The sequence below is a fragment of the Micromonospora sp. NPDC003241 genome, from assembly GCF_053589795.1.
In genome coordinates, this window is record NZ_JBSFSO010000109.1 from 1 (window position 1) to 1,123 (window position 1,123).

At 71.2% G+C, this 1,123-nt stretch carries 1 protein-coding gene; it reads right to left on the reverse strand.

The genetic code is table 11. The features are described from left to right. A partial coding sequence (locus ACWDVW_RS32665) for an oxygenase MpaB family protein (protein WP_449956857.1) occupies positions 1-993 on the reverse strand: 993 nt, incomplete at its 3' end. Between the last annotated feature and the right edge of the window lie 130 nt (positions 994-1,123).

Genomic DNA, 1,123 nt, shown 5'->3' on the forward strand with positions numbered 1-1,123 from the left:
CGCGACGAACGGGCTGGCCAGGATCAGCCCGCGATTGCCACGGAGCGCGGTGGCCCACACGAGGGCCTTCCATGGGAGGCGGGCCGACGCGTCGACGATGCCGGGCAGGTCGAACCGGCCGAGCTTGCGCATCCAGGCGGGCAGCGTGGAGATCGTCGCCAGTGACAGCACCCGGCCGCCGACGGCGAACGTCATGCCCTTGTCCGCCGACGGCCACAGCAGGAAATGCATGGCCCGCACGGCCCGTTCGCTGACGCACAACTGCGGCCGGACCCGCGCGAAGTAGGCGCGCACCTCGTCGCGATTGCGCGGCACATCCTCGGGTTTGCAGGTCTGGAGCTCGGCGGCGATCACGCACTCGGCCCAGTACCGGTCCTCCTCGGCGGGGCTCAGCGGGCCGGGGCCGAACATCTCGTAGGCCTTGAGGACCGAATGCCAGCCGGTGACGTGGATCCACAGCTGCGAGTCGGGATTGTTGGCGCTGTAGCGCTTGCCGCTGATCGGTTCGATGCCCGTCATCGGCGCGTGCACCTTCATCAGGTGCTCGGCGGCCTGGATGGCGGTGCGGCCGTCGCCGAGCGCGACCAGCAGGAAGTAGGACAGCGTGTGGTCCAGGCGGGTGGCGGGATTGTCGTAGATCCCGTGCGAATCGGCCACCGCGGCGGTGAGGAACGGATCGAAGTGCTCGAGCGTCACCGCGCGCTGGAAGCCGATCAGCGCGGTCGGCGCCGCCCACACCTTCCAGGTTCCGGTCAAGTGCTGCAGCGGGATTCGCGCGGACCGCCGGTCTACCAGCTCGGCGAAGCGGGCGGCTTCGGCGGGCTCGATCATCGGGTGCAGCGCCAGCCGCATCCGGTCGACCCCGAGCACGTGCGCGGCCAGGTTCTCCGCATCCGGCAGAGGCGAGGCCACGTCCGCCGCGGCCAGCCGCCCGGCGGCCTCGACGATCAGCGGACGCAGCCGGACCCGTTCGGTCACCGCGTGGTCCGGCATGCGCGAGCGTCCTGTGTGGTGACGCGGGTTGCCCGAGCCGGGCGCTGAGCGCTCATGCCGGTTATTCGGCGGCCATGCGGGCGTCGCGGTCGGCCTTGCCGAGCGCGTCGAGCAGCGCGTCCATGTCACC